This is a genomic window from Nostoc sp. DedSLP04 (assembly GCF_034530775.1).
In the GTDB taxonomy this organism is placed as follows: Bacteria; Cyanobacteriota; Cyanobacteriia; order Cyanobacteriales; family Nostocaceae; genus Nostoc.
In genome coordinates, this window is sequence record NZ_JAVRCL010000094.1 from 1 (window position 1) to 22630 (window position 22630).

Consider the following 22630-nt stretch of genomic DNA (forward strand, 5'->3'; position numbering starts at 1 on the left):
CTCATGCACGGTTTTGAAGACCAACGGGGTTGGTGACAACTTCGTTGAGTTTAATTACTTTCACGTCTGATTGTTTGCCAGCAAGTAAAGGCTTATATTCTCCATTGAGTACTTTTTGCAATTCTTTAGCCAGACCGACATCATGTAAGCTGACGACTAATTTTAAGTGCCAAGCCTTACGGTGTGGCAGATGTGCCAATGCACCCAATAAAGTCAATAATGCGTTGTTAACTTTGTTTTCATTATTATCGGTGTTTCGGTCAAAATAATTTCCTGTCCGGTAAGCTGATTCTCCGACTGTGTAAGCAGTACCGTTAAAAACTACTCGTCCTGGTACATCTTCCATCTCGGCTGTTGAAATATAGCTCGGCACACGAACCACTTCAAAACCATCGACTAAAAGTTTTAGACTTCCGTAACCGTTATCGAAACCCGCAGGAAAAATTTTTTGCAACGTGTGAATGTTTGACATAAAGACAAAGGTAATACACTTTGAGAAAGTGAAAATTATCTGTTCAGGTAATTTTAGGGAGTAGGGGAGAGAAGAATAAAATAACTACTTCTTTTTTTTCTAATCTCAAGAGCTTATCATAACCCCTTGGGGGCTAAATGGGGTACAAAATGTTAGCAGTCAACTGTACCCCATTTAGCACCTATATAGACCCTATATGGGGGTCAAAATGTCACTAAAGTCCTGAGCTATTGTTGGGGTATATATAGCCCCCATGTAGCCCCCAGAAGGAATTTTTGAAATCTTTTTTATCAACGCAGCAGAAATTAAATTAGATCATCGTTGACTCTTTGATTTATACTTTAATGTCAATTTTTTGTTAAAAAGCAATTCAGTTTTGATCTTTAACTTCTTGCTAACTATGTAACGAGTGGGTTACTACTTGCTTACAGGTTCAGCTTTCTCTACTGAATTATCATTCACACCCAAAGTTAATTCCAAAGGAATTTTTTGGGGATAAGCTTTTACTACTTGCCGATAAACATCATAATTAGTAGGTAGCGTGTTCTGAGTATTACCCACCCCATAGGTCAGTTTGTACTTTATATCTTTGATCAATTCAGGTTTACCTACCTCTTCTTGAGGTCTTTTACGTTGTTCAACTTCATCAACATTTGGTCGCGGCGGTAAAGTAGGCCACCATAAGCCTCGGTCATCTGGGCCGACCACTGCTCCTAGCGGTTTTACTCCATTCCGATTTAGCATCGAAGTAGTAGCAAAGGTTTCAATGCGGGGTCGTGGTTCACTAGTTAGGTTATTGGCATATTTAACTTGCCAGGTGTAACTGGTGAGTGCTGTTGCTTCATACTGTTCAGCAGTAATAGTACTGCAACTAGTTAGTGTCAGTGCCGTTAGTGCAGTTATTATTGAGGGTAAAAATCTCATTTGCATTATCAATTGTGGATATCTTTCACCAATCACTCTTGATCTTGGAAGTATGCCATCATTGCTGCCAAGGCGAAGGTATCGCTGTTGTCGAAAGCACCTGACCTGTTGTTAATCTGATCGCCGTCTGCTCACAATTAGGACATTGGATTTTCAACTGAACAAGCGAAGGACGACCCTTGTATTCTCCCATCACAGGCTCTCCAGTATATTCGCTAATTATTCCCTGTTGACAGTGATAGCACTCGAATATGACACGCCCCACTGAGGAGTTACAATCCAAAAACTGGATATGTTGACAGCATTCTGCCGGTAACTCTTCTTCATCATCGCTCTTTGTCAATTGGCCCTGCTGCTTGGACTGTTGCGGTAATTTAAAATTTTTATTGTCAGTAGAGGCACGTTCAGGTTTACTTTTCTCTAAATGTAGCGGTTTTTCAGCAGCGTTCGTCTTTGATGTTAAAGGAAGTATCACCTCCGCTTTAGTTGGCTGCTCAACTGACGGCGGCTCATCACTTGGAGTAATGTCAGGCTGAGAGGTTGGCTGCTGTTTCTCTACTGATTTATAAGCTACAAGGTCAAGCTTTGTCCTTTGTTCGTTGGGTTTTGGCTGTTGTTTGGGTAGCTTGGGCGATCGCTCTTTTGATTTCATCAGAACTTTTTATGTGGACTTTGGGAAATAAGTTTATTTTAAGCGCCAATTTATTTCACTAAATCGCTTCTCATCGCCAGAATGAAAGTATAGTTAGCTTTTTAGGTAACAAGCAATTTGGAGCATTAGTTTTTCATTACTTTGGTGTAAAACTTGTGAAAATCTTTGCGGTCTACTTAAATTGTCATAGAATCAGTTCATTCTGTAACTAATATATGTTTTTTCATCAAAAATCGCATACTACTAAGAAAATATGATTATCGCAGTTACTAATCAAAAGGGAGGAGTAGCCAAGACAACCTCTACTATCGCACTAAGTGGATTGCTGGCAGAAAGTTCCTCCTGCCTTGTAGTTGACTTTGATCCCCAAGGTAATTTAACTACGGGTCTAGGAATCAAGATTCAGCCAGGGCAGAAGACTGCTTATGAAGTACTTACAGATCGTAAACAGAGAGCATCTGAAACTATTATTGACACCGAGTACGGAATCAAGCTGATTCCGGCTGACATATCTCTAGCATCTGGAGAAAAGCAAATTTTGACCTCGGCAGATAATAGCCGAATCCTGAGAAAGAAATTGAATCCTTTACGGCAAGAATTTGCTCATATCCTCATTGATTGTCCACCTAGCTTAGGGATGTTGACTCTAAATGCACTAATGGCAGCAGATGCAGTCTTGATCCCCGTTCAATGTCAGTTCTTTGCTTTGGAAGGCTTACGACAATTATTGGAAACTATCGAAAGTCTTCGTGATGAAGACACTCACCCCAATTTGCAAATTTTAGGAGTCTTGCCTACAATGGCAGACCGTACACTCACGACCCAAGATGCTCTCAAAACTCTTAAAACTAAACTCCCTGGGGTCAAAATTTTTGAACCAGTTCCTAAGTCTGTTCAGTTTCCAGAGTCTAACTTGGCGCGTCAACCAATTCATCGGTATACCACAGAAAGAAAATTGATTGAACCTTATCAAGAAATCGCCAGAGAAATGGCAGAACAGGAGTAATATGGCGAAGCGGCGCTTGTCAATGGCAGATGAAATGGAATTTCCGAATAAAACCAAACAATTCCTGGACTTAGTAGGAGTTACCAAGAATCCTCAACTTTCGGAAAACGAATCTATTGAACAATCTTTATTAATAACTCAAATTCACCTAGCGGCTCATCAGCCTCGGCGTTATTTTTCAATTCAAGGAATGGAAAGCCTAGTTGCTTCTATCCGTGAACATGGCATCTTGCAGCCACTGCTTGTCCGACCGTTAGAATCCGGTAATTATGAATTGATCGCTGGTGAACGTCGCTACCGTGCTGCTCAAACTCTTGGAATGGAGCAAGTTCCGGTTATTATCCGCCATCTCAATGACCAAGATGCTTTCCAAGTCGCCCTCCTCGAAAATTTGCAACGAGAAGATTTAAATCCGGTTGAGGAAACTGAAGCTATTTTGCAACTGCTATCTATCCGCTTGGAATGCTCTCAAGGAGAAGTTATTTCCTTACTCAATCATATTGCTAACCTCCAAAAGCAAAAAACAGAAACTACGAACAACGTTGTTCGTAACCAATGGGAAATGGTAGAAAAGATATTTTCAGTAATAGGTAGGTTGACTCCAGACAGTTTTCGTAGTCATCGCCTACCTTTACTAAATTTACCTAAAGATGTTCTAGAAACTTTGCGCCAAGGACAACTAGAATATACCAAAGCTCGTATCATCGCTCAATTGAAAGACAAAGATCAGCGACATCAACTTCTAGTGAAAACTATTGAAGAAAATCTTTCAGTTAGAGATATCAAAAGTTACATTCAATCAGTTCAACCTCCTAAGTCTTCTCAGCCGAATATCCTTCCTAATCGGATGAAGTCAGCCTATCAGCGAGTTAAGCAAACTAAAATCTGGGAAGATCCTAATAAAGCAAAAGTTTTAGAGAAGTTGTTAGGGCAAATTGAAGCTTTGTTAGAGTAAAATCTATGGTTTTTTACAACATATTTCACTCTCCTCACCAACCTTTGAGGCGTAGCTTGCATAGCTTGCGCTCGTAGTCATCGTATGGTGAAGCGAAGCAGCATCTTCGACTTTATCATCTACTATTATTGTAATCTCAAAAGAGTATAGTATTTATGTACTAAGATTGAACTGAATTCCAGTATTGTAATAATGTGCGGCATCTGATCATAAACAATGTCCACTCCCTCTAATCTTTCCCCTCAACAAGTAAGCGCCTTTCCTCAACACGAAACAATCACCGGAGTCGTAGAACGCCTAACTTTTTACTCTGCTGAATCGGGTTACACTGTGGCAAGGCTGACCCGTCCCCGTATCAACGAACTGACAACAATTGTCGGCAGCTTTGCTAATATTCAGCCAGGTCAAACTTTACAGCTAACTGGTTTCTGGCGTGATCATCTACAATTTGGGCCACAGTTCCAGGTAGTTAATTATAAAGAAACTAAACCAGCCACTCTCACCGGAATTGAGAAATATTTGGGCAGTGGACTGATCAAAGGTGTTGGCCCAGTCACAGCAAGACGCATTGTTGCCCACTTTGGTTTAGAAACCCTGGACATTATCGAAAACCAAATTGACCGGCTCATTGAAGTTCAAGGTATTGCCAAAAAGCGGATTAAGTTAATTAAAAATGCCTGGGAGACACAGAAAGCCATAAAAGAAGTAATGGTATTTTTGCAAGGGCACGGTGTTTCAACAACATACGCAGTCAAAATTTACAAGCAATATAAGGATGAGGCGATCGCCACTGTTACCAAAAATCCGTACCAGTTAGCAGCCGACATCTACGGTATTGGCTTTCTGACTGCTGACAAGATTGCAAGAAATATTGGAATTGCGCCTGACTCAGAATTTCGTTACCGTGCGGGGATTATCCATTGTCTAAGTGTTGCTGCCGAAGATGGTCACTGTTACCTGCCACAAAGCGAACTGATTGAGTCGGTAATCAAACTGCTGACAACCGAATCTCATCAGCCCACAGAAGAAGCGGTTGCGATGATTATTAAAGATATGGCTCTCGCAGATGACCTGATTAGAGAGCGGGATGAAGAGAAAACACTACTTTGCTACAAGCCAACTTACTTCCATACGGAACAGAATTTAGCTCAACTGATACGCCAACGCTTAGAAAAGCCTGTTGATACTGACATTGAGCGCGTGCGTGATTGGATTGACCGCTTTACTGTTAGCCGGAAAATTCAGCTTTCAGAACAGCAACGCCGAGCTGTAGAAACAGCAGCCTACTCCAAGATCATGATCCTCACTGGTGGCCCTGGGGTTGGAAAGACCTTTACTACCCACACCATTGTTAGCCTGTGGAAAGCAATGGGTAAATCTATTGCTCTTGCTGCACCAACTGGACGGGCTGCTCAACGCTTAGGTGAAATGACTGGACTTGAAGCAAAAACTATACATCGCCTGTTGGAATTTGACCCGCGCTCAAGGGGTTTCAAGCGCGATAGCGAAAATCCTTTACCCCACACGGCAATTATCGCTGATGAAGCTTCGATGCTTGATTTATTTCTGGCTTACTCCTTGGTTAAAGCAGTATTGGCTGGCGCTCTATTGTTGTTAGTGGGTGACATTGACCAGTTACCATCTGTAGGGCCAGGTCAAATACTAGCTGACTTGATCAATTCGGGGCGAGTTCCGGTGGTGCGTTTAACCCAGGTATTTCGCCAAGCCCAAACAAGTGCAATTATCACTGCTGCCCACCAAATTAATAGAGGAATTTATCCGACAATAGAGCCAATAAGAGATAATCCTGTGTCTGATTGTCTTTGGCACGGCGGCGGTCATCAGCCTGAACATGGAGTACAAGCAATCTGTGAATTGATCGCTGATTTCATTCCCCGCTTAGGTTTTAATCCGGCTACTGATGTCCAAGTGCTTTGCCCGATGACACGGGGAGTAATCGGGACTCGTAACCTGAACACAGTATTGCAGCAATTGATCAACCCACCCAGCCCTAACAAGGTGGAGATTAATAGAGGTGGGAATTTGTTACGCGAGGGCGATCGCATTATCCAGTTGACCAACGACTACAACCGCGAAGTCTTCAACGGCGACTTAGGAATTATCCTCACCATTGATACTGTAGAGCAGGAAGTTACAGTGCAGTATGGTGAGCGGACTGTGGTTTACGATTACGCAGACTTGAATGAAATTGCGCTAGCGTGGTGCGTGACTATTCATAAAAGCCAGGGGTCAGAATATCCAGTGGTGATTCTGCCAATCTATATGCAGCACTATATGATGTTGACCCGGAACCTGTTTTACACCGGGCTAACCCGTGCTAAGAAGTTAGCGATCGTGGTTGGAGCGAAAAAAGCGATATCTCTAGCGGTGCGCTCTACCGATGACCAAAAGCGCTACACACGTTTACAGCAGAGGTTACTTCAGGCAGGACTGAATTGTTAAAATAAAAAATTTTATTGAATTATTTGATTTATACTTTTAAATCCCCAGGTAAAAAAAAGCCGAAAAGTTTGTATGTCCAGCCTCAGTTCGGACATGGTTTGCATTTTTTTCATTTTTTGAACTTTACTAATGATGATAAAAAACTTAGAATTTTTTGGAATTATTTTTCTTCGTTAGGATACCAACCTGCCGGAATGACTTCAAAATTCCAAACATCTTTGAAGACGTATACGCGTCCAATCATTTCCGATGGGGAAAGCAAATTTTTGTCGCCTTGCTTCCAATCTTTTTTATCAACTGTTCCCATAACTACATAGTTATTGCCTACAATTTGAGGATTTGTTTGGACAAAAGTAGCAGCCATCAATAGTTCAATTTCCTGTTTTTTAGCAATAATTAAATCGCAGCTTGGGCAATATTTACACTGTTTGTTTAGTAAAAATAGCTGTTTAGGTTCAATGTGGATTACCAAAGGGAACTTGCGTAACTTAGTTTTACTATCACATTTGGGGCATTTAGTGAACGCACAATCACTATAAGGATTGAGAAAAAAGCGATGCCGCTTTTTAATTGTTTTATCTAGATTTTTATTAACGCTATTGTTGACCATGCTACGATGAAAGCTTGATTAACTACATTTGGTTTTGTAACATAAGGTTAACTATAACAAGCGTGAAGAATTAACACTTACTCCTAACTAAAAATAGTGAGACATCTAGTACTCTTTCGTTTTAACAATCCTAATGGCATCAAACCGATAGTTGCCGATGTACAACTTAACAGCCTGGGTAGGTGTGAAGTCTTTTTTATCCATAATTGCTTTGTCCACAAGAATTTCATCAATCTCTCGCGGAGCGCTTGCCAAGGCTATTATTAATTTTTTGAGAGTAGAAAAGACCCAGATTAAATGTCTGGGTCTTTAAGGTTGGGAATTATCCCAAGATTTCAATCACAGCCGCTAGAATAGCTGGCGCTTTGCCTGAAACCGGAATGAATACCCGTTTTTGCCAGTTGATGATCTCGGTGAAGCAACCCACAGCTAAAAGTCGCTCTGCCAGTGAGACAGCATTAACTAGTTCTATGCGAGGTTCATTAGCAATGAAAGAACGTCGCAAGGTTACACCACCCGGCAACTGCTGTGTATATCTCTCGTTGAGTACCAGCTTCACAAGTTCTTCTGGAGAAAGCAGCTGGTTCCTGAGTCCAAGTTGTTCGCGCACGGTTTGAATATCATTAGCATTGACCACACGACCGAGAATCTTTTGTCCATCGCTGGTTTGTAGTCGGAATACTCGACTATTCTGCTGTGGTAGTATTTTCCAGATAGGCAATAAAATACCAGTCACTAAATGCAGGTAATCGGTGGTGAACTTGGGCAGTGTGTCTACTTCAGTAGACCATGCCGCAACAAAGGTATCAGCCGAAACCTGCCGCCAAGTGGACGATTCAAAATCTTTGACTGGCACACGGGTTTCTTTCTGTGGGCGAATGAGCAACATCCTCGAAATAACGCCACCATCAGAGTCGAACGTGCTGTGAGTTGGGATTGCCACTGCCGCATTTCTAGACTTCTCATTTATCATGAGTTTTCCCTGGTGCATACTGACAAGCTCAATCATCTCGTCAGCAGTTTTGATGTTGTTTTTCTGGAGTCGCTCTACCTTGAGGTAATTCGTTATACTACCAGTACCAGGGTGAGTATATACTGGTTCTTGGCCTTCGATGGTGAATTTCTCAGCCCGGAGTGTCTCTACACCCATCTCGTAGACCCCTGCTGCGATCGCTGCTTCAATCTGCTGACTTAGCAATAACTCAAAACGCTCGAAAATGATGTTTTGCATATCGATGCGTAAAGCCAACAGGCGATTGAGGAATTGCCGCAAGGGAGGCAAGTCGATTTTCATCCCGCCTTCGTGAGAGGTTAAGCTAAGTCCAGTCATTTGCTCGAACTTTCCTAAAGGCACTTCATAAAATCGACCTTGGTATATTTGCCTGAATAACTCATACAGGGCGTGTTCTGCATAATTTGACTCCAGATTATCCTTAGCTTCAAATATCCCATTGCCACCTGTTTGCCGTTGACCACGAGTAAGAGCGCCCAAGCTATCCAGCCTTCGGGCAATGGTTGAGATAAAGCGGCGTTCACCGATGACGTTAGTGGTTACAGGTCTGAACACGGGTGCTGATGCTTGGTTTGTGCGATGCGATCGCCCAAGCCCTTGAATTGCATTGTCTGCCCTCCATCCAGCTTCCAACAAATAATGCGATCGCCGCCGACGATTCGCAGCATTTAGATCGGCATGATAACTTCTGCCTGTGCCACCAGCGTCACTGAAGATGAGAATTTGTTTGTCACCCTGCATAAACGCAGCAGTCTCAGCAATATTCGCGCCACCACCGCGTGAATCCACAAACAAACGTCCAGATTCATCTTTTAACACCCGTTTGCTACGACCTGTAACTTCAGCCACTTGCTTGTGACCAAAATGCCACAGCAATTGTTCTAATGCACCAGGGATTGGATCAAGACATGCTAACTTATCGACTAAGGCATCTCTCAAAGCTACAGCTTCTTGTGAAATAACTGGAGAGCCATCAGCGTCAAAGACCGGCTCGGATCTTTCTTCTCCATCAGCACTTGAATGAATAGAATGCAGATGAACAGGGAAAGCACTCATCAAGTAGTCCATGACATATTCTCGTGGGGTCAAGTCAAGATTGAGATCCTTCCATTCGGAAGCCGGAACTTCATCAAGTCGTCGTTTCAAAAGTTCTTCATTAGTCGAAACTATTTGAATGACAATTGCAAGACCTTGGGCTAAATCCTGCTCAATCGCTTTGATCAGGGTAGGGCATTTCATCCCGGTCAGCAGATGATTGAAGAATCTTTGCTTATGCGACTCAAACTGCGACACCGCGCTCATCTTTGCAGCACGGTTGTAAGTCTTGTCACCAGAGATATTACAAGCTTCCAGGGCTTTATCTAAATTATGGTGAATAACACCAAAAGCATCAGAATAGCTGTTATAATTCCGTTCCTGCGTCGGCGTTAAATCAATGTAGAGAGTTTGATACTCAATTCCCTCGAATGAAAGGCTCCGCGCCAGATACAGCCCCAAAGCCTTGAGATCCCTGGCTACCACTTCCATCGCGGCGATACCACCGCCCTCAATGGATTCCACAAAATCCTCACGGGAGGTAAACGGGAAATCCCCAGTCTGCCAAAGCCCCAGACGATTTGCATAAGATAGGTTAGAAACCTTCGTCGCTCCAGTAGCAGAAACGTAGATAACCCGTGCCTGCGGTAATGCGTTTTGCAACCTCAGCCCAACAATACCTTGCTGGGATGCTGCAACCATACCGAGTTTGCCCTCTTGCGCCATTGCGTTACCCATCGCGTGACACTCATCAAATGCGATCGCTCCGTCAAAGTCCTTACCTGCCCATTCAACGATTTGCTTGAGCCGACTTTTACCGTTCTTTTGAGAGCGCAGAGTTGAGTAGGTGCAGAACAGAATGCCTTGGGTGAAAGGGATGGGATCGCCAAGTTTGATGTTACCCAGGTCAATGATATCTTTCTCACTACCTCCGAGCGCACACCAGTCTCTACGGGCATCTTCAATTAAGGCAGAACTTTTGGATACCCAGATTGCTTTTCTTCGCCCCTGACACCAATTGTCGAGGATGATTCCTGCACATTGTCTACCCTTACCAGCACCCGTCCCATCGCCTAAGAACCAGCCTAGACGAAATTTTACGGCATTTTCTTCGCCAGTTGCCGCTACAGTCACATTATCCCATGAATCATCCACAATATAAGACCCAGACAGAAATTCACAGTGCGCCTGACCTGCGTAAATAACGCTCTCAAGCTGTGCCTCTGACAAATTGCCTTGTGTGATAATCTTGCTAGGAAGATGCGGTTTGTAAGTGGGTGGTGGTGGCGAGACAAGTGCTAGGGCTGCACTCTCACAAAGCAGTGAGGGATGAGGTAAAGCATCTTTAATTCTGATTCGCTGTGGGCGATAGGTTTCATATAAAGTATCTTTGAGTCCTTCTGTAGCAGACCATTCGACGACTTCGTATTCCAGAATAACCACATCTGGAATTGAAGAAAGTGTTTCTGCTTGAGCTACCACAGAGCGTTTTGGCAATTGAACAACAATTGCCTTCGCCACAGTAGCTTTGATATCTGAGCGTTCCCACGAAGATCGCTGTGGCAATTGCTGAATCAGTGCCAGTATTTCAGGCAGATTTAAAGTTTCAGTAATGCAAGGTATTTCGCTGGAGTCAGCCGGAACTTTGTCGATCACTGTAATCCGAGTGTCAATCTGTGTACCATGTTTTGAGTACACCTTGCCGTTAACTCCAACAGACAGTAGAACTCGTGCTTTCGAGTGCCACTTAACAAAAGTCTCTCGCCAAGTAGGATTATTGGGAGAGAACCAATTGGCTGTAACTGTTATTAGTCGTCCACCATCAACCAGTCTTTGCAATGCCGAGTTGATGTGGCGAGGAGTTGCGTCGGGGTTGCGACTGTTGATTTTGGGAGATGCAGAGAAAGGTGGATTCATCAGCACAACTGAGGGCTGAGTTTGCCCTGCCAGATAGTCGTTAATTTGTTCCGCGTTTACTGAGAATAATGGTGTGCCAGGGAACAGCCGACGCAGAATCTTACTTCTATCGGGTGCAAGCTCGTTGAGCATCAGACTTGCACTGTGCAATTTAGCCATTTGTGCCAATAGGCCAGTTCCGGCACTTGGCTCCAGCACCAAATCAGTAGCTTGTATAAATCCTGCTTTGGCTACCAGATAAGTAAGCGGCAGAGGGGTGGAGAATTGCTGAAGCTGTACTGATTCTTCACTACGGCGAGTATGCGTCGGGCAGAGGGCTGTTAATTCTTCTAATTGTTGCACAACCACTTGAGGTTGTTGTGATAAAATCTTAATTCCCAGATGACGCAGATATAATATTTGCGCCACTTCAATAGCTTCGTAAGCGTCTTTCCACTGCCACACACCGGACGCAGCAGTGCCTAGAAAGTAACGATTCATCTGGGAAGAAACAGTTTTTGTAGAGAGAGGGCGATTATCTGTTAAAACTTTTGCAAGCTCTTGGGCAACATTAATAACTGACTGCCCATAATCGATTACTGTTTGCAAATCGAATAAAGAACCTTGAGTGAAAAGTTGCTGTACCATTGCATCACTCACAATATTATTTTTTCACTTTTGCTATGGCGAAGCCTTTCTCTTATTAATAAATGAGGCAATTACTTGCCTCATTTGAACTTTTAAACTTTCAAACATTTATTCTTCAACGAGCTTGCGCTTGCTTGAAGAATTTACATCAGTCTTTTTAGTTTTTGGCGACTTGTTGGCAGGATTGTTAGCTTTGTTTGAACGAGTAGTACGTTTTGGTTGTGATGAAATTTCTTTAACTGGAGGCAGTAATCTTAATATAGGGAATGAGATAATAACTGCTTCGTTACTGGTACGATGAACAATTTCATCCTCTAACGTCCAAGGATCTGGCAATTTTTCAAAAGTACGAGCTTGTGTTGTGATTACTTCTGATACTGATGGGATTGTAGAAGTGGCTATATTTAGATTGCTAACCGAAACCACATTATTAGTGTAAGCAGCCGATACAAATAGTCCGTTAATGAACTGGAACATAACGAGACTAACAAATGCCCAAAAGATAGCTACGATTGCCAAGGTGAGTAGAGATTGCATATCCATGATTATTCCTCAACTAAGTAATTGTATTTTTCAATTGATTTACGCAAAGCGTTCTTAAGCCTTGTCCAAATGTGAAGCGAATTTGAACATATCCTCTCTTCAAGAGAGGACTTCACTCTAAATTGAGCGTAGCTTATCTTTGATTTAACTCCAGCAAAGTTCTCCGTCATTTTAAAGTTTATTTATAATAAAAACCAAACTTTAGTATTTACCTATTTGAAGATTTCAAGTATTATATTTATAAAATTTTTTGACAAAGATAAATATTTGGTGAAGTCTATGGTTAAGATTTGATTTGTTAGCTAATTCTTGAGATAAGACATTCTATTCAAACGAAAAAGAAAAGTAGTCGCTACAATTAATTGAAAGTATGCCCAGTCCAACTACCGACTTAGTGCGCTCCTACCTCAAAGAAATCGGACGCTACCCTCTGCTAACTCCTGAGCAAGAAATTACAAATGCTAGGCTTGTACAGCAGATGATGGCGATTGAGCAGCAACGGCAAGCGATGTCTACGACGGGCTACGCCTACGCACTTCAACTAAACCGAGAACCAACTGCAAGAGAATTAGCTACCTCACTTGGGCAAAGCGAAGCTGAAGTGGAGTTAATTCTTCATCAAGGGGAACGAGCAAAGCAGAAAATGGTGACTGCTAACCTACGGCTGGTGGTGGCGATCGCTAAAAAGTACCAGAACCGAAACTTAGAATTTCTTGATCTGATCCAAGAAGGTACACTCGGTTTATACCGTGGCGTTGAAAAGTTTGATCCAAACAAGGGCTACAAACTTTCAACTTATGCTTATTGGTGGGTTACTCAATCAATCACACGTGCCATCGCAGAACAATCACGAACTATTCGTTTGCCGATTCATATCAACGAAAAACTGAATAAAATCAAGAAAATACAACGCGAATTATCCCAGTCGTTGGGTCGAAAACCAACTGTAGTAGAAATTGCTGAAGAATTAAAGGTTAAACCAGAGCAGGTTCGAGAATATATTCAAGCAGACCGAAGGTTAGTTTCGCTAGAAATGCGTGTTGGGAATGAACAAGAAACAGAATTAAGCGAACTTTTAGCTGACGAAAAGATTTCCCCTTTGGAAGAATTAAATTCTTCACTGATGCGGCAGAATATTAAAGAGTTGCTAGCATCCTTAGCTCCAATACAACGAGAAGTACTAACTCTACGTTTCGGGCTAGAAAATGACCATCAACTGAGCCTAACTCAAATTGGAGAACGCCTTAACTTAAGCCGAGAAAGAATTCGCCAGCTTGAACATAAAGCACTCTCTATTCTTCGCCGTCAAAAAAGTGATATTAAGGAGTATCTTAATTAATTAGAATGATTTCCACCTCTACTATCATCACGGACGTAAAGGTAATATTTCCCCAGAGCAATTATCCTTGTTTTAATTATGAAGATGATGCTCTGGCTATACTATTAGTCAAAAACAAGAAACTATATTTATAAATAGCAACTTAAAAAACTAATCAATGTCCAGCAAAACTATTGAAGTCCGAGAGTACACCGTTAGAGCGCACAAGCGGGAAATTCACACTCGCGTTTTTAACTTTGTGTGTAAGCAATGTGAACAACCCACACAACGAGAAACTTTTGGTGTGCGACCTCTATATTGTGAAAGATGTCGTCCGCCACAAGCACCCAAGAAATCAGTAGTCCCTCTCAAGAAGAGAAAACCCAGAGCTATGAATTACTTGAGTGGTAAAGACATAGCTGGATGATTTGTTGTCTCAAGGTCAAGAGGGAGCGCACGAAAGTGAGTGAAGCAGTGCGCTCATTCGCCCAACCTAACTCAAACTGGTAAAAAGTAACTCTAATGTTTAGGAATCATTCAGGAGGTGCAAACTGTGCAAAGACCTCGGCCCCTGTCAGGTTATTAGTTTCATTGGCAAAACAGTAATATTTGGGCTTTTCATCAATGAATACCTGATGATCGAAAACAAGACCTTCAGAACTATCGAATAGTCCAACAGGCATGAAATACTGGTTATTTTGTTTTAATCTATAAAAGAGATGGCTACCACACTGCTTACAGAATCCACGTTCTGCCCACTGTGACGATTGATAAAGCCCAATATTTTCTTCACCAGAGAAGCTAACATCACTTTTATCCCTTGTCCAGTTTTCCGACTTGAATCAATTTCATTCATGGATATTGGATTTAAGTGGGATATCGGCTCAAGGAGAAATAAAGGCAGTTTAAGCGTAAGCTAAAAATAAAAGACTTGGGTGCTATGTCGATTCCAGAAATTTCTGAAGCAATAATCCGTCATAACTCCAACGCTTCATCCTACAGTCGTGGTGAAGAATATTACCGCAGGGGTGCAATCGCCGATCTCAAAAAACGAGGTAATCTGATTCAAGCAGAGGTAGAAGGTGGCGAAATTACACCATATCAAGTCAGTATTCGTTTTGATGCAGGTGGAATTACCTCAGCAAGTTGTACCTGTCCTTATGATTATGATGGTTGGTGCAAACATATCGTTGCCACCTTATTAAGCTGTTCGCGTCAATCAGATAGGATTGAAGAACGTCCAACGCTAGAACAATTATTAAATCGCCTAGATTTTCTTCAAACTCAGCGATTATTACAAGAACTGGTGGATAATCGACCAGAACTAATTGATGATATTGATGAGTTTGTAAGTTTGATAGACTTGCCAAAACCAAAAACCAAACAGTCTTCTACCCGTCAAAGCAAAATTGATACATCACCTTTCCGCTCTCATGTCTTGCGAATTTTGCGGGATGGATTGAAAGAATTAGAGTATGGTTCAGAAGAAGACCCATTTACAGATGATTTACTGGCTGTAATTGAGAAAGCGCGGGAGTTGGCAGAAAATGGAGATGGCAATAATGCGATTGCAATTCTCGAAACTATTACCGAAACTTATGCCCAAGAATGGGACGAGTTACTAGATTACGGTGGAGACAGTTATTCCATCGCAGAACCTCTTGATAGCGCGTGGACAGAAGCAATTTTGTGTGCAGAAATGTCTACAGGAGAAATAGTAGATTTGCAGTTGATGTTGGAATCCTGGCAAGACGAAATTAGTGCAGACTTTAGTATGAGTTTAGAAGCATTGCGTCAAGGTTGGGATTATGAACCACTGCAACAAATTATGCAAGGAGATGATACCGCAGAACTTTGGGAAAATGAACGACCAAGCTTTGCTGATGATTTAGCATTAATTCGCTTGCAAATTCTTGAACGTCAAAATCGTTACACAGAGTATTTAAATCTAGCTTTAGCAGAAGAAATGACTCTGCAATACCTAACGCAATTAGCAGCTTTGGGAAGAGTAGAAGAAGCCATGTCTGCGGCTAAAATCCTGATGGAAAAAGCAGAAGAGGGTTTTGCCCTGGCAAAAATATTGCGGGAAGATGGGTATTTGGTTGAAGCATTGGAAATATGCCTTGCTGGTATCAATTTAACAGGTAACTGTTTATATGAATTTGCTACTTGGACAAGTGATTTAGCCCAAGGATTAGAAGATAATGCCACTGCGTTAACTGCCAGCATCATTGCTTTTAAAATCAGACCATCGTTTCGATACTATGGTAAAATTCAAGACTATGCAGGAGAAACTTGGTTGACGCTCAAACAAGATTTACTGCAAACACTACGAGATCAGCCAGATTGGGGAATAAAAGAAGCTCAAGTCGATATTTTCCTCCATGAAGGATTAATTGATGATGCAATTAAAACAGTAGAAAGAGATACTTACTATGATTCAGAACTGGTTCATCGAGTCATGGATGCAGCAGTTTCCCATCGTCCAGATTGGGTAATTGATAACGCTCGCATCCGGGCAGAACCAATTATGGAACAAGGAAAAGCTGACCGTTATGACGCTGCGGTTAATTGGCTCAAAAAAGTAAAAGCTGCGTATCTTCACCTTGGACAAAAAGCTGAATGGTCTGCTTATCGCTCACAACTAGAAGCGGCTCATGGACGCAAACGTAAATTAATGGAATTATTTAAAGAACTGAATAAATAATATGACTATTTTTGAGCCTAATTCCACAATACAACAAGCACTACTCGCAAGGAAATATTTCGAGTTACATTCTTCCATACAAAAAATTATTCAGTTATTTTCGGTAATTTATGCACCGATAGACAAAAATTCATTTGTAAGTTGTCTTAGTAAAATTAACGCTTTAGATGAAAACAATAAACCTTGGGTTACTAAAACCCTCAGTCACCAAATTGATAAATTGTTAAAAGCAGGCTTGTTAATACAGGAAAACAGGCAAGGTGCTGAATGTCATCCGTTACTTACAGAAATTGCTACTCGCCATGCTGTACAAACCGGACAGTTTGAAATCCTGGTGACAGCAGTAGAGGAGAAGCTACCAATACGTACTCACTGGAACAGAGATTCTCGGATATTCTACAGCTTACGCCAGTGTATCAGAGAAATTCGCATTGGTATTTATCGCCAAGACCTTAGTTTTATTAATCAGCAAATTGAAGATTACCAGAAGTACAGTGATAGTGAAGAAAAAATAATAATAGAAAATATCTTTGAGCAGATATACAATAATCCATTTGATGCAGATTGGTTTAAGACCCTTCCACTTGGATTATATGAAAGTGGTATATCCAGTATCCTCTTCAATTCAGCCTTAAAATTATCCGCTTCGGAAGATGCGTTGATGCTGCTAGAAGAAGAATGCTCTGACAGTGAAAAACATTGCTCAGATTATCTACATCTGATTTTGACAGAACAACTGTTGTTACAGGGTTGTACCCAAGAAGCACAAGAAAGTCTGGAGCGTGTATCAAATGACTATCAAAATAACGCCGGCGTTTTTTGGGGTTGGTTAAGTTTTCTGCGGGGTGAAAATGAACAAGCGATAAAATATTATACAGATGCCCTGAAAGCGATCAAAAAGGCTACAGGCAAACGGCAAATATATTTCAATACAATTGGGGGCTTATTTTTTATCCTCGCACTTTTAAAAGATGGTTCAGTGCAACGCCTCAAAGAAGCAGAAGAGTATACCAGTTTGATGTCCCGTCAAGGGGATCATTGGCTCAAATTCACTTATGGCAGACTGAACATGGTACTACAAGTTCACCTTGGTGATATTACCCAAAAACAATTTGTAGTCAGTGGTCATATTTCTTCCGTGGAAGAAGAAAATAGCTTACAAACATTGTTTTGTTCGCTATGCCTTTACTGGATGGATGCCCAGAGTGCTAAAAAACGCTTACCTAATTTACTAGAACCATTGTATCGGCGATCGCTCGCCTCCGGTTATCACTGGCTGGCAATGGAAACCGCAGAACTCCTATCCCGACTCAAACCAAGTAGTAACTATCAAAAAGAAGCAGAGGTACTGCGAGAAGATAGCAATGTCCAAACCATCGTAGACTTAATTCGACCCCAAGAGGCTTGGGAAATGTGCCTCAATGCCCTGGCAAATCTTCACTCAAGACCACAAACATCCCTAAAACCAGAATCTGAACTGCGTTTAGCATGGTTCATAACCTTCTATCCCAGCAGATGTGTCTTACAACCAAAGGAACAAAAAGTTAATGCCAAAGGAGAATGGAGTAAAGGTCGCCCCATAGCCCTCAAGCGTCTAAGCAGTGCATTATCTGAGTTTGATTACATCACCCCCCAAGATATGCGGGTATGTAGTTGTATTGAGGCATATAGTGATGGCTATTACGGCAAAGTTGATTATACCTTCGGTGAAAAAGCTATCTCTGCTTTAATTGGACACCCGTTGGTTTTTTGGGAAGATACACCTAATATCCGTGTAGAAATTGTCAAGGGAGAACCAGAACTACTGGTTAAAAAAGAAAAACTTGGCCGTCTCACTTTGGAATTTTCTCCCAAATTACCAGAATCACAAAATATTCTGCACATCAAAGAAACTCCAACCCGCATCAAAGTCATTGAAATTACTGCCGAACACAGACGCATTGCAGAGATTATTGGTATAGATAATAAATTAAATGTGCCTGCCTTCGCAGAGAAACAAGTTTTAGCAGCCATTAATGCCGTCTCTGGCATCGTTACCGTACATTCTGACATTGGTGGCGGTTTAGAAGGTGCAGAAGAAGTACCCGCCCAGACTCTACCCCATATTCATCTTTTACCTGCCAATGCCGGCTTGAAAATTAGCCTTTTGTCGCGTCCCTTTGCCCAAGGTGGCCCCTACTATCGTCCTGGTACAGGTGGTGAAACTGTAATTGCCGAGATTGACGGTAAACGTCTCCAAACCAGACGAAATCTGTTTGAAGAAAAGCAACTTGCCGCCTATGCTATAGCCGCTTGCGCCACCTTGACTCAAATTGAAGAACAAGATGGTGAATGGATTATAGACGATCCAGAAGACTGTTTAGAACTGCTGCTAGAACTGCAAACGCTGGGAAATAACGTAGTCATCGAATGGCCACAAGGAGAAAAACTGCGTGTTAGCCACAATGCCGACTTGAAAGACTTTAATTTATCAATTCAACGTCAGCAAGACTGGTTTGCAGCCACTGGGGAATTGAAATTGAATAACGACCTAGTGCTGGATATGCAACAACTACTAGAACTATTAGAGAAAACCCCCAGCCGTTTTATTCCCCTTGGTGATGGTCAATTTTTGGCTTTAACTCAAGCTTTTCGGAAACGCCTCGACGAATTGCGGATGTTTTCGGAAAAACATAGTTCATGTATTCGTTTTCACCCCTTGGCAACATTAGGATTAGAAGATTTTGTCGATGAGGTAGGTAAAGTAAAAGCAGATAAACACTGGAAAACACATAGAGAGCGTCTCCATGAGGTGAAAAACCTCCAGCCGGAACTGCCATCTACCCTTCAAGCAGAACTACGTGACTACCAAATGGAAGGCTTCTGTTGGCTGGCGCGGCTAGCACATTGGGGTGTGGGCGCTTGTTTAGCAGACCAAATGGGACTCGGTAAGACCTTGCAGGCATTGGCGGTCATTCTCAGAAATGCCCATGAGGGGCCAACCCTAATAATTGCGCCGACTTCCGTGTGCATGAATTGGGTGAGTGAAGCGCAGAAGTTTGCCCCAACTCTGAATATTATTCAATTTTCTGGTGCTAACCGCCAAAAATTATTAGATGGTTTACAACCATTAGATATGTTGGTGTGCAGTTATGGTTTATTACAGCAAGAAGAAGTAGCGCAAATGCTTTCTGGTGTACAGTGGCAAACAATTGTCCTAGATGAAGCCCAGGCGATTAAAAATATGACTACTAAACGTTCTCAGGCAGCCATGAACCTAAAATCTAATTTTAAGTTGTTGACTACTGGGACTCCCATTGAAAATCACCTGGGTGAATTGTGGAATTTGTTCCGCTTTATTAATCCTGGGTTATTGGGTTCTTTTGAAAGCTTCAATCAACGATTTGCTACCCCCATTGAAAAATATCAGGATAAACTTGCACGTAATAAACTCAAAAAACTGATTCAACCATTTCTGTCGCGGCGCACAAAAAATCAAGTACTAGAAGAGTTGCCATCTCGTACCGAAATTCTGCTTCATGTGGAATTAAGTCGAGAGGAAAAGGCATTCTATGAAGCGTTGCGCCGTCAGTCCATATCTAAACTTACCGAAAGTGATGCAGAAGCAGGAAAGAAACATTTACAGGTTTTGGCTGAGATTATGAAACTGCGTCGTGCTTGCTGTAATCCGAGTTTGGTTATGCCTGATACGGAATTATCTAGTTCCAAGTTGCAACTTTTTGGTGAAGTATTGGGTGAACTGCTGGAAAATCGTCATAAAGCGTTAGTGTTTAGTCAGTTTGTTGACCATTTGCACATCATCCGCGATTACCTCGAACAGCAAGGTATTAATTATCAATATCTAGATGGCAGTACTTCAGTGGCAGAGCGCAAAAAACGGGTCGATGCATTCCAAGCTGGTTCAGGGGATGTCTTTCTGATTAGTCTCAAAGCCGGGGGTACAGGACTTAATCTGACTGCGGCTGATTATGTCATCCATACAGACCCTTGGTGGAATCCTGCTGTAGAAGACCAAGCTTCAGACCGCGCCCATCGGATTGGGCAACAACGTCCGGTGACGATTTATCGTCTAGTTGCAAAAGATACTATTGAAGAAAAGATTGTGCAATTGCATCACCAAAAGCGAGATTTGGCAGACAGCCTCTTGGAAGGTGCTGATATCAGTGGCAAGATTTCGACAGAAGCCTTGTTACAGTTGATTAGTGAAGGATAAGCTGTCCTGCTTATATAATTTTAGATTTTTGATTTCCTGATTGCACAAGTTCAAGATTAACTCAACTCTAATCAACTATGCCCAAGACTTGGAACTTAAAGGTAGATAGCTATTTTCAAGCCAACCCCAATTGCATCATCGCCACCGCCCATGTAGACAGCTTCCCGATAGACCTCCCCCTAGAACCGAACATCCGCGAACCAAACCGTAAAAGCGCGACCTACAGACAAATGTTCGATTCACTGACCACCGAACCTGCAAAATTCTTCTCTCGCCACAGTGGAATCGTTCTGTCAGCTAATATTGCTAAACCTGTCAAGAACAAAACTGAACTGGAGCTAGAAATTTTAGAAGCAAACGAGGGCGGTAGCGATGGGATTATCAACGGAGGGCATACGGTTTTAGCTTTTGAGCAAGCTAAAAATTACAAATACGACCTAACCGAAGCCAGAGTAAAAGTTACGATTCACATCGGGCTGACTGAAGAATCAGCTAAAGATATAGCCCTAGCCTCCAACACTACAACGCCAGTAGATTCTCGCTCCAAAGTCAATGCCAGAGGTGATTACAAATTTATCAAGCAGTATTTAGCCCAGTTAGAGAGAGCAGAAAATAGAAAATTTCGCATCGCTTATTACCAAAACCAAAGCGGCGCTCCCAGAAATGCCCAGTGTAATGTAACCCATTTGCTCAAGCTCCTTTACTGCCTCGACAGAAATAAATACAACCCCGACGGCAATAAACGAACCAAGCACCCAGCAGGAATGAGTCTTCCAAGTAACATCACAGACACAGAAAGGGAAAGATTAACTGCACTCTTGCCTCTCTTGACTCATGCCCTGTGGATAGAGCAAAGACTCTACGAAATAATCCAAGACTATATCAGCAACCCCAGAAGAAAGGGTGCCAACGATTTAGCATCAATTGATATACGTAAAACTACATTGTTGCCTGACAGCAAGTATTCATTCGGGTTTGGTGCGCCAACTGACCTGGCACTACCGATAATTGCGTCTTATCGGGTATTTCTGGATAAAGACTATAAATGGATTCTGCCGTTTAACGAATTCGCTGAAGATTTCCTGCAACACTTGTGGAATAACTACTTCCGCAAATACTTGGTGTCGGAGAAAACAGCCGGAAATACAGTCGGTACAAAAATCAGTCGGAACCAGGAGATTTGGGAAAGTCTGTATATTTCGGCGCAGAGTTATCTAAATCAGCACTTGGTTAAAATGGTTAATTCTAGTAAGCAAGAATCAGAATCTCATGTGACACAAGGTGCAAACAAGAGGGCAAAAGGGAAAAGGGGTGAACTCAACGCGACTACTGTCCCTAAATAGTTTTTACTGAACAGGGCATGGGGTATAGGGGAAAGATTTTTACCCCCCATACCCTACTTGACTTTTCCAGTTAAGTCAGGAATTTTCAAAATAGCTTGAATAATGCCAACTAATTAATTCTCAACAACTTAAGTTTAATGACAAGACCACTCATAGATAGAACTTTGGGATGGAGCTATAGTAAGCGCTCACTGAATGCCGTTATGGATGATTGCGTTCTAAATTGAATTCAACTATTGCAATCTCAGGTTAATATTTTTGGCTGTTTAAATCAGGAAAATTAATTCAGCGATTTGATTTATACTTTTAAATTCGTCTAAATATCAAAAAAGTTTTACTATATGTCCAGCCTGAGTCCAGACATGGTTCGTATCTATTTGCAAGAGATTGGTCGTTACCCAATGCTAACCGCAGACCAAGAAATTGCTTATGGCAGGCAGGTACAGCAAATCATGGCAATAGAGCAAAGAAAAAATGAACTCACCCAACAACTAGCTAGGGAGCCAACAATGGTCGAATTAGCTGTTGATATTGAAAAAAGTGAACTGGAAATAGCTCAAATACAAAAGCTTGGGCAACGAGCCAAACAAAAAATGGTGACAGCAAACTTGCGTCTGGTGGTTTCGATTGCCAAAAAATATACTAATCGCAATCTGGAATTCCTAGATTTGCTGCAAGAAGGGGCAATAGGTTTACAAAGGGGTGTGGAAAAATTTGACCCCAATCGCGGCTATAAGCTTTCCACCTACGTATACTGGTGGATTACGCAGTCAATCACGGGAGCATCTCACCTTTGCAAATATAGGTGTAAGTGAGGGAAGATAGTTACACTC

The 22630-nt window shown here is 41.9% G+C and carries 15 protein-coding genes and 2 pseudogenes; 9 read left to right on the forward strand and 8 right to left on the reverse strand.

All coding sequences use genetic code 11. The features are described from left to right. Positions 1–19 precede the first annotated feature (19 nt). From RMX89_RS32300 to RMX89_RS32310, 3 genes and pseudogenes are all read right to left on the reverse strand, one after another. Positions 20–472, reverse strand: a pseudogene (locus tag RMX89_RS32300) (hypothetical protein); the annotation flags it as partial. Positions 473–889: 417 nt separating this feature from the next. Continuing rightward, the gene (locus tag RMX89_RS32305; RefSeq protein ID WP_322691820.1) at positions 890–1402 is read right to left on the reverse strand and encodes a hypothetical protein; all 513 of its coding nucleotides are present in this window, start codon (positions 1400–1402) and stop codon (positions 890–892) included. Between the two features lie 52 nt (positions 1403–1454). After that, positions 1455–2048 carry a hypothetical protein gene (locus tag RMX89_RS32310; RefSeq protein WP_322691821.1) on the reverse strand — a complete coding sequence of 198 codons (594 nt, stop codon included), beginning with the start codon at positions 2046–2048 and terminating at the stop codon, positions 1455–1457. Positions 2049–2301: 253 nt separating this feature from the next. On the opposite strand from RMX89_RS32310, the gene RMX89_RS32315 reads away from it, so the two are divergent. The 3 genes from RMX89_RS32315 to RMX89_RS32325 all read left to right on the forward strand — a co-directional run bounded on the left by RMX89_RS32315 (position 2302) and on the right by RMX89_RS32325 (position 6472). Then, the gene (locus tag RMX89_RS32315) at positions 2302–3054 is read left to right on the forward strand and encodes an AAA family ATPase (RefSeq protein ID WP_322691822.1); all 753 of its coding nucleotides are present in this window, start codon (positions 2302–2304) and stop codon (positions 3052–3054) included. A 1-nt stretch (position 3055) separates the two neighbouring features. Continuing rightward, on the forward strand, positions 3056–4009 hold the full coding sequence (locus RMX89_RS32320) for a ParB/RepB/Spo0J family partition protein (protein WP_322691823.1): 954 nt from the start codon (positions 3056–3058) through the stop codon (positions 4007–4009). A 216-nt stretch (positions 4010–4225) separates the two neighbouring features. Beyond that, on the forward strand, positions 4226–6472 hold the full coding sequence (locus RMX89_RS32325) for an ATP-dependent RecD-like DNA helicase (RefSeq protein ID WP_322691824.1): 2247 nt from the start codon (positions 4226–4228) through the stop codon (positions 6470–6472). Positions 6473–6632: 160 nt separating this feature from the next. Here RMX89_RS32325 and RMX89_RS32330 read toward each other — a convergent pair whose 3' ends face one another. The 4 genes from RMX89_RS32330 to RMX89_RS32345 all read right to left on the reverse strand — a co-directional run bounded on the left by RMX89_RS32330 (position 6633) and on the right by RMX89_RS32345 (position 12216). Continuing rightward, entirely contained in the window at positions 6633–7082 is a 450-nt protein-coding gene (locus tag RMX89_RS32330) for a hypothetical protein (RefSeq protein WP_322691825.1), read from the reverse strand. Positions 7083–7187: 105 nt separating this feature from the next. Continuing rightward, positions 7188–7337 (reverse strand): hypothetical protein, encoded by a 150-nt coding sequence (locus RMX89_RS32335; protein WP_322691826.1) that lies wholly within the window; start codon positions 7335–7337, stop codon positions 7188–7190. A 67-nt stretch (positions 7338–7404) separates the two neighbouring features. After that, positions 7405–11685 (reverse strand): strawberry notch-like NTP hydrolase domain-containing protein, encoded by a 4281-nt coding sequence (locus RMX89_RS32340; RefSeq protein WP_322691827.1) that lies wholly within the window; start codon positions 11683–11685, stop codon positions 7405–7407. A gap of 96 nt (positions 11686–11781) precedes the next feature. Continuing rightward, complete coding sequence (locus tag RMX89_RS32345; protein ID WP_322691828.1) at positions 11782–12216, reverse strand: hypothetical protein; 435 nt, start codon at positions 12214–12216, stop codon at positions 11782–11784. 370 nt (positions 12217–12586) lie between these two features. On the opposite strand from RMX89_RS32345, the gene RMX89_RS32350 reads away from it, so the two are divergent. Together RMX89_RS32350 and RMX89_RS32355 are read left to right on the forward strand one after the other, a co-directional pair. Continuing rightward, positions 12587–13555, forward strand: coding sequence for an RpoD/SigA family RNA polymerase sigma factor (locus RMX89_RS32350; RefSeq protein WP_322691829.1), 969 nt, complete (start codon positions 12587–12589; stop codon positions 13553–13555). 157 nt (positions 13556–13712) lie between these two features. Further along, complete coding sequence (locus RMX89_RS32355; RefSeq protein ID WP_322691830.1) at positions 13713–13961, forward strand: hypothetical protein; 249 nt, start codon at positions 13713–13715, stop codon at positions 13959–13961. Positions 13962–14067: 106 nt separating this feature from the next. Here RMX89_RS32355 and RMX89_RS32360 read toward each other — a convergent pair whose 3' ends face one another. After that, positions 14068–14316: a GFA family protein gene (locus RMX89_RS32360; RefSeq protein ID WP_322691834.1), complete on the reverse strand. Its 249-nt coding sequence runs from the start codon at positions 14314–14316 to the stop codon at positions 14068–14070. A 158-nt stretch (positions 14317–14474) separates the two neighbouring features. Here RMX89_RS32360 and RMX89_RS32365 point away from each other — a divergent pair, with 158 nt between their 5' ends. The 4 genes and pseudogenes from RMX89_RS32365 to RMX89_RS32380 form a co-directional block, all read left to right on the forward strand. After that, on the forward strand, positions 14475–16241 hold the full coding sequence (locus RMX89_RS32365) for an SWIM zinc finger family protein (protein WP_322691831.1): 1767 nt from the start codon (positions 14475–14477) through the stop codon (positions 16239–16241). A 1-nt stretch (position 16242) separates the two neighbouring features. Next, the gene (locus RMX89_RS32370; protein ID WP_322691832.1) at positions 16243–20454 is read left to right on the forward strand and encodes a DEAD/DEAH box helicase; all 4212 of its coding nucleotides are present in this window, start codon (positions 16243–16245) and stop codon (positions 20452–20454) included. Positions 20455–20531: 77 nt separating this feature from the next. Further along, entirely contained in the window at positions 20532–21797 is a 1266-nt protein-coding gene (locus RMX89_RS32375) for an AIPR family protein (RefSeq protein WP_322691833.1), read from the forward strand. 341 nt (positions 21798–22138) lie between these two features. Then, positions 22139–22582, forward strand: a pseudogene (locus tag RMX89_RS32380) (sigma-70 family RNA polymerase sigma factor); the annotation flags it as partial. Between the last annotated feature and the right edge of the window lie 48 nt (positions 22583–22630).

Excerpts from the sequence above, each read along its gene's own strand:
- RMX89_RS32320 (WP_322691823.1), top strand. The coding sequence starts at position 3,056 with ATGGCGAAGCGGCGCTTGTCAATGGCAGATGAAATGGAATTTCCGAAT.
- RMX89_RS32305 (WP_322691820.1), bottom strand. The coding sequence starts at position 1,402 with ATGCAAATGAGATTTTTACCCTCAATAATAACTGCACTAACGGCACTG.
- RMX89_RS32310 (WP_322691821.1), bottom strand. The coding sequence starts at position 2,048 with ATGAAATCAAAAGAGCGATCGCCCAAGCTACCCAAACAACAGCCAAAA.
- RMX89_RS32315 (WP_322691822.1), top strand. The coding sequence starts at position 2,302 with ATGATTATCGCAGTTACTAATCAAAAGGGAGGAGTAGCCAAGACAACC.
- RMX89_RS32365 (WP_322691831.1), top strand. The coding sequence starts at position 14,475 with ATGTCGATTCCAGAAATTTCTGAAGCAATAATCCGTCATAACTCCAAC.
- RMX89_RS32370 (WP_322691832.1), top strand. The coding sequence starts at position 16,243 with ATGACTATTTTTGAGCCTAATTCCACAATACAACAAGCACTACTCGCA.
- RMX89_RS32350 (WP_322691829.1), top strand. The coding sequence starts at position 12,587 with ATGCCCAGTCCAACTACCGACTTAGTGCGCTCCTACCTCAAAGAAATC.
- RMX89_RS32355 (WP_322691830.1), top strand. The coding sequence starts at position 13,713 with ATGTCCAGCAAAACTATTGAAGTCCGAGAGTACACCGTTAGAGCGCAC.
- RMX89_RS32325 (WP_322691824.1), top strand. The coding sequence starts at position 4,226 with ATGTCCACTCCCTCTAATCTTTCCCCTCAACAAGTAAGCGCCTTTCCT.
- RMX89_RS32345 (WP_322691828.1), bottom strand. The coding sequence starts at position 12,216 with ATGGATATGCAATCTCTACTCACCTTGGCAATCGTAGCTATCTTTTGG.
- RMX89_RS32375 (WP_322691833.1), top strand. The coding sequence starts at position 20,532 with ATGCCCAAGACTTGGAACTTAAAGGTAGATAGCTATTTTCAAGCCAAC.
- RMX89_RS32330 (WP_322691825.1), bottom strand. The coding sequence starts at position 7,082 with ATGGTCAACAATAGCGTTAATAAAAATCTAGATAAAACAATTAAAAAG.